Annotated in this window: 7 protein-coding genes; 6 read left to right on the forward strand and 1 reads right to left on the reverse strand. The window is 59.9% G+C overall.

What is annotated here, in order from left to right; all coding sequences use genetic code 11:
• The first annotated feature begins 16 nt into the window (after window positions 1-16).
• On the forward strand, window positions 17-733 hold the full coding sequence (locus KGB21_RS26100; RefSeq protein ID WP_034149945.1) for a FadR/GntR family transcriptional regulator: 717 nt from the start codon (window positions 17-19) through the stop codon (window positions 731-733).
• Window positions 734-849: 116 nt separating this feature from the next.
• On the forward strand, window positions 850-1,725 hold the full coding sequence (locus tag KGB21_RS26105) for an SMP-30/gluconolactonase/LRE family protein (RefSeq protein ID WP_223507147.1): 876 nt from the start codon (window positions 850-852) through the stop codon (window positions 1,723-1,725).
• An 88-nt stretch (window positions 1,726-1,813) separates the two neighbouring features.
• On the opposite strand, the gene KGB21_RS26110 is transcribed toward KGB21_RS26105, so the two are convergent.
• The gene (locus KGB21_RS26110) at window positions 1,814-2,005 is read right to left on the reverse strand and encodes a hypothetical protein (protein WP_223507148.1); all 192 of its coding nucleotides are present in this window, start codon (window positions 2,003-2,005) and stop codon (window positions 1,814-1,816) included.
• Here KGB21_RS26110 and KGB21_RS26115 point away from each other — a divergent pair.
• From KGB21_RS26115 to araH, 4 genes are all read left to right on the forward strand, one after another.
• On the forward strand, window positions 2,004-2,822 hold the full coding sequence (locus KGB21_RS26115; RefSeq protein ID WP_034149943.1) for an SDR family oxidoreductase: 819 nt from the start codon (window positions 2,004-2,006) through the stop codon (window positions 2,820-2,822). The genes KGB21_RS26110 and KGB21_RS26115 overlap by 2 nt on opposite strands.
• Window positions 2,823-2,945: 123 nt before the next feature.
• Entirely contained in the window at window positions 2,946-3,950 is a 1,005-nt protein-coding gene (locus KGB21_RS26120; RefSeq protein ID WP_223507149.1) for a substrate-binding domain-containing protein, read from the forward strand.
• A gap of 65 nt (window positions 3,951-4,015) precedes the next feature.
• On the forward strand, window positions 4,016-5,560 hold the full coding sequence (araG, locus tag KGB21_RS26125; protein WP_034149941.1) for an L-arabinose ABC transporter ATP-binding protein AraG: 1,545 nt from the start codon (window positions 4,016-4,018) through the stop codon (window positions 5,558-5,560).
• Window positions 5,561-5,572: 12 nt separating this feature from the next.
• Complete coding sequence (araH, locus tag KGB21_RS26130) at window positions 5,573-6,541, forward strand: L-arabinose ABC transporter permease AraH (RefSeq protein ID WP_034150127.1); 969 nt, start codon at window positions 5,573-5,575, stop codon at window positions 6,539-6,541.
• Window positions 6,542-6,697 lie beyond the last annotated feature (156 nt).

Here is a 6,697-nt window from a genome sequence, read left to right on the forward strand (position 1 = left end):
CGGCTTTGAGGTGTCCATGTCCAGCAGCTTTCATGCTACGACCGTCGATTGGCTGGGGTGCTGGATCGCAACCGGTCAAGTGAAGCCTGGCGAAACCCTCAAGGTCGAAGCCGACCTCGGCGAACAACTCGGCGTCAGCCGCACGGTTATTCGCGAGGCCATCAAGACCCTGGTTGCCAAAGGCATGCTCGAAGTCGGGCCGAAAGTCGGCACGCGGGTGTTGCCGGTGCGGCGCTGGAATCTGTTTGATCCGCAAGTCGTCGGCTGGCTGTCGCGCAGCGGCTTGCCGGAAAACTTCGTCGATGACTTGCTCGACCTGCGCCGAACCATCGAACCAATGGCCGTACGCTGGGCCTGCGAACGAGCGACCGTCGAGCAGGTGGAGGCGGTTTTGCTGGCCTACAACGCGCTGGAGCGGGCAGTCGACAGCGGCATCGATTACAACCGCGCCGACCAGTTTTTCCACGAGTGCATCCTCGCCGCCAGCCACAATCAATTCATCGAACAGATGGTCCCGGCCCTCGGCGCGCTGCTGGCGGTGTGTTTTGAAGTGTCCGCCGCCGACCCGGATGAGCTGCGCCGCACCTTGCCAATTCACAAAGACATGGCCGACGCCATCGCCGCCCGGGATGCCGCGCGGGGTGTCTGGGCCTGCATGACCCTGATCGACAACGCCGACCTGGCCATCAAACGCTATTACCCGCAATTCATGGCCGACAAAAAAGCCAGCTGACAACGAAGACCCTGTGTAGGAGCCGGCTTGCTGGCGATAGCGATTGTGATCTTGGAAAACGCCATCGCCAGCAAGCCGGCTCCTACACAAAAAACAATAAGAAAGCAGGAGGTTTCATGACGTGGACTGCGGTTACCGAACACCGGGCGCAGCTTGGCGAAGGCCCGTTCTGGGATGTGCCGACCCAGGCGTTGTACTGGGTGGACATCGCCGGCAAGCAAGCGCTGCGGTTGATCGGCGCCAACGTGCAGATCTGGCAGTTGCCGGAGCATGTGTCGGCCTTCATTCCCTGCGAAAGCGGCGACGCGCTGGTGACCTTGAGCAGCGGTGTGTATCGCCTTGATCTGGATTCGCCAGGCCTGGATCCTCATCTGACATTGCTCTGCGTCGCCGACCCGCAACCCGGCAACCGCGCCAATGAAGCCCGCTGCGACGCCCAAGGCCGACTCTGGCTCGGCACCATGCAAAACAACATTGGCGAACAGGGCGAAGACTTGCCCATTGAACGGCGTTCCGGCGGTCTGTTCCGCATTGATCGCGATGCGCGGGTGACGCCGCTGCTCCGTGGGCTTGGCATTCCCAATACGCTGCTGTGGAGCGATGACGCTACCACCGTGTATTTCGGCGACAGCCTCGACGGCGCGCTGTATCAGCATTTCATTCGCACCGATGGCAGCCTCGAACCGGCTCAGCCCTGGTTCGGTGCTCATGGGCGCGGCGGTCCGGACGGCTCGGCGATGGATGCTGAAGGTTTCATCTGGAACGCCCGTTGGGACGGCAGCTGCCTGCTGAGGTTGAGCCCGGAAGGCAAAGTCGATCGGGTGATCGAGCTGCCGGTCAGCCGCCCGACCAGTTGCGTGTTCGGCGATGACGACTTGAAAACCCTGTACATCACCAGCGCCGCGAGCCCGCTTGAGCATCCGCTGGATGGGGCGGTGTTGTCGATACGTGTCGATGTGCCCGGAAAGCGCTGTACGCGATTTGCCGGGTAAATCCCAAAATATGGGATGTTAAATTATATATTGAGATTATTTGGTGGTCGGGTTTATAGTCGGCGCCATCAGTTACACGCACTCACACTTAAAAAAACAAAACAGGTGAAGTGATGCAGCGATATTCCACCGCATTCCCTTGCGGAGTCAGTGCCTCAGAACGTCTCTTCGATGAAACGTTTTTGCGTTCGCCTGTTTCTTTCCAACGTTTAACGTCTTTTGACCGGACATCCACGGATGCCCGGTTTTCGTCGTGCTTTCGAAAGGAGTCCTGATTCATGACTGAATCTCTTTCCTTGCCGCCGGTTCCCGAACCGCCGAAAGGTGAGCGCCTGAAAAACAAAGTCGTGCTGCTGACCGGCGCCGCTCAGGGTATTGGCGAGGCGATTGTCGCGACCTTCGCTTCCCAGCAAGCGAAGTTGGTCATCAGCGATATCCAGGGCGAGAAAGTCGAAACAGTCGCGGCGTACTGGCGGGATAAAGGCGCCGACGTCGTGGCGATCAAGGCCGACGTTTCGCAGCAGCAGGATCTGCACGCCATGGCCAGACTGGCGGTCGAACGCCACGGTCGGATCGACGTGCTGGTCAACTGCGCCGGAGTCAACGTATTCCGCGATCCGCTGGAAATGACCGAAGAAGATTGGCGCCGCTGCTTCGCCATCGATCTTGATGGCGCCTGGTTCGGGTGCAAGGCTGTGTTGCCGCAAATGATTGAGCAGGGCATCGGCAGCATCATCAACATTGCCTCGACCCATTCCTCCCACATTATTCCGGGCTGCTTTCCGTACCCGGTGGCCAAGCATGGTTTGCTCGGCCTGACCCGCGCCTTGGGCATCGAGTACGCGCCCAAGGGCATTCGCGTCAACGCCATCGCGCCGGGCTACATCGAAACCCAACTGAACGTCGACTACTGGAACGGCTTTGCCGACCCTCACGCCGAGCGTCAGCGTGCCTTTGATCTGCATCCGCCCAAGCGTATCGGCCAGCCTGTTGAAGTGGCCATGACCGCTGTATTCCTGGCCAGTGATGAAGCGCCGTTCATCAATGCCTCATGCATCACCATCGATGGCGGGCGCTCGGTGATGTACCACGACTGAGTAACCGGGATTTCAGGCACACAACTACGCTTGAAATCCAATCATCATACGATATGACTATTGGCAGTACGGTTTCACCGCTTTCAAAATAACGCTCAAAAAAAAATAACAAGGAGTCAGCTTATGAATCGTCGTCATGCAATCCGTTCCCTGTGCTGTGCCGCTCTGGCGGTCACTGCGGTCAGCCTGAGCAGCACGCTGCTGGCGGCCGAGGAAGTGAAAATCGGTTTCCTGGTCAAGCAAGCGGAAGAGCCCTGGTTCCAGACCGAATGGGCGTTTGCCGAAAAAGCCGGGAAAGAGAAGGGCTTCACTCTGATCAAGATCGCCGTGCCTGATGGCGAGAAAACCCTGTCGGCCATCGACAGCCTTGCGGCCAACGGCGCCAAGGGCTTCGTGATCTGCCCGCCAGACGTATCCCTCGGCCCGGCGATCATGGCCAAGGCCAAACTCAACGGGTTGAAAGTGATCGCCGTCGATGACCGCTTCGTCGATGCCAGCGGCAAGTTCATGGAAGACGTGCCGTACCTCGGCATGGCGGCGTACGAAGTCGGCCAGAAACAAGGTGCCGCCATGGCCACCGAAGCGAAAAAACGTGGCTGGGACTGGAAAGACACCTACGCGGTGATCAACACCTACAACGAACTCGACACCGGCAAGAAACGCACCGACGGTTCGGTCAAGGCGCTGGAAGATGCCGGCATGCCGAAAGACCACATCCTGTTCTCCGCCCTGAAAACCCTCGACGTACCGGGCAGCATGGACGCCACCAACTCCGCGCTGGTGAAACTGCCGGGTGCGGCGAAGAACCTGATCATCGGCGGCATGAACGACAACACCGTACTGGGCGGCGTGCGCGCCACCGAGAGCGCCGGTTTTGCCGCGGCGAACGTGATCGGCATCGGCATCAACGGCACCGACGCCATCGGCGAACTGAAGAAACCCAACAGCGGCTTCTACGGCTCGATGCTGCCAAGCCCGCACATCGAGGGCTACAACACCGCCGCGATGATGTACGAGTGGGTCACCACCGGCAAAGAACCGGCGAAGTACACCGCGATGGACGACGTGACGCTGATCACCCGCGACAACTTCAAGCAGGAACTGGAAAAGATCGGCCTGTGGAACTGAGGCTCGGTTGATTTCATCGGCAGCCCCGGCAACGGGGTTGCCTGATCGGTGTGATGAGGTGGTTTATGCACGCGCAAACACAAGTACAACAACACACTGCCGGTGGCAGCTTGCGCTTCAACGGGATCGGCAAGACCTTTCCCGGGGTGAAGGCGCTGGATGGCATCAGCTTCGTCGCCCATCCGGGGCAGGTTCATGCCTTGATGGGCGAGAACGGCGCTGGCAAGTCGACTCTGCTGAAAATCCTCGGTGGCGCCTACATTCCGAGCAGCGGTGATTTGCAGATCGGCGAGCGGACGATGGCTTTCAAGTCCACCGCCGACAGCATCGGCAGCGGCGTCGCGGTGATCCACCAGGAACTGCACCTGGTGCCGGAAATGACCGTGGCGGAGAACCTGTTTCTCGGTCACCTGCCGGCCAGCTTCGGCCTGATCAATCGCGGCACCCTGCGTCAGCAAGCGCTGGCCTGCCTCAAGGGGCTGGCTGACGAAATCGACCCGCAAGAGAAAGTCGGGCGTCTGTCCCTCGGTCAGCGGCAACTGGTGGAAATCGCCAAGGCCCTGTCCCGTGGCGCACACGTGATCGCCTTTGATGAACCCACCAGCAGCCTTTCGGCGCGGGAGATCGATCGCTTGATGGCGATCATCGGTCGCCTGCGCGACGAAGGAAAAGTGGTGTTGTATGTCTCCCATCGCATGGAGGAAGTGTTCCGCATCTGCAACGCGGTGACCGTGTTCAAGGACGGTCGCTACGTGCGTACCTTCGAAGACATGAGCGAGCTGACCCACGATCAACTGGTTACCTGCATGGTCGGTCGCGATATCCAGGACATCTACGATTATCGCTCCCGCCCCCGTGGTGCGGTGGCGTTGAAGGTCGATGGCCTGCTTGGGCCTGGCCTGCGTGAACCGGTGAGTTTCGAGGCGCACAAAGGCGAGATTCTCGGCTTGTTCGGCCTGGTCGGAGCCGGTCGCACCGAGCTGTTTCGCATGCTCAGCGGTCTGGAGCGCAACACCGCCGGACGCCTTGAACTGCGCGGCCATGAGTTGAAACTGCGCTCGCCTCGCGACGCTATCGCCGCGGGCATTTTGCTCTGTCCGGAGGACCGCAAGAAGGAGGGCATCATGCCGCTCTCCAGCGTCGCCGAGAACATCAACATCAGCGCCCGCGGTGCCCATTCCACCTTCGGCTGCCTGTTGCGCGGCCTGTGGGAAAAGGGCAACGCCGACAAGCAGATCAAGGCGTTGAAAGTGAAGACGCCCAACGCGGCGCAAAAAATCATGTACCTGTCCGGCGGCAATCAGCAGAAGGCGATTCTCGGTCGCTGGCTGTCGATGCCGATGAAAGTCCTGCTGCTCGACGAGCCCACTCGCGGCATCGACATCGGCGCCAAAGCCGAGATCTACCAGATCATCCACAACCTGGCGGCTGACGGTATTGCGGTGATCGTAGTGTCCAGCGACCTGATGGAAGTGATGGGCATTTCCGACCGCATCCTGGTGTTGTGCGAAGGCGCCATGCGCGGCGAACTGAGCCGCGAACAGGCCAATGAATCCAACCTGCTGCAACTGGCTTTGCCGCGCCATCGCGCTGACGGCGTGGCGAACTGAGAGGTGACTATGATGACAACCCAAAACGAAACCCTGCCGACCGTGCGCAAACCCCTGGACCTTCGGCGTTTTCTCGATGACTGGGTCATGTTGCTGGCGGCCGTCGGGATCTTCGTGCTCTGCACCTTGCTGATCGACAACTTCCTCTCGCCGCTGAACATGCGTGGCCTGGGCCTGGCGATTTCCACCACCGGGATTGCCGCGTGCACCATGTTGTATTGCCTGGCGTCCGGGCATTTCGACTTGTCGGTGGGCTCGGTGATTGCCTGTGCCGGGGTGGTCGCGGCGGTGGTGATGCGCGACACCGACAGCGTGTTTCTCGGCGTTGGCGCGGCGTTGGTGATGGGCCTGATCGTCGGGCTGATCAACGGGATCGTGATTGCCAAGCTGCGGGTCAACGCGTTGATCACCACGCTGGCGACCATGCAGATCGTGCGCGGCCTTGCTTACATTTTCGCCAACGGCAAAGCGGTGGGCGTGTCACAGGAATCGTTTTTCGTGTTCGGCAATGGCCAGTTGTTCGGCGTGCCGGTGCCGATCCTGATCACCATCGTCTGCTTCCTGTTCTTCGGTTGGTTGTTGAATTACACCACCTACGGGCGCAACACCATGGCCATCGGCGGCAACCAGGAAGCGGCGTTGCTGGCGGGCGTCAACGTTGACCGGACCAAGATCATCATCTTCGCCGTGCATGGCGTGATCGGCGCGTTGGCGGGTGTGATTCTGGCTTCGCGCATGACGTCGGGTCAGCCGATGATCGGCCAGGGTTTTGAGCTGACGGTGATCTCGGCTTGCGTCTTGGGCGGCGTTTCGCTGAGTGGCGGGATTGGCATGATCCGGCATGTGATTGCCGGGGTGTTGATTCTGGCGATCATCGAGAATGCGATGAACCTGAAGAACATCGACACGTTTTACCAGTATGTGATTCGCGGTTCGATTCTGTTGTTGGCCGTGGTGATTGACCGCCTCAAACAACGCTGAACCCGGTTACCTGTGGGAGCGATCCTGCTCGCTTGTATGTTTAGACTTGAAGGGGTGGGCGGGACTAAAAGCTCGATTCCGACTCTAGCCAGTACGGACCGTGGGAGACTTCTCGTCCCGCCCTTTCTACCCGAAGCGCCGATAAGGAATTCATCG

Origin of the sequence: Pseudomonas sp. GL-RE-29 (assembly GCF_019947275.1) — a bacterium.
GTDB classification, from domain to species: Bacteria; Pseudomonadota; Gammaproteobacteria; order Pseudomonadales; family Pseudomonadaceae; genus Aquipseudomonas; species Aquipseudomonas fluorescens_A.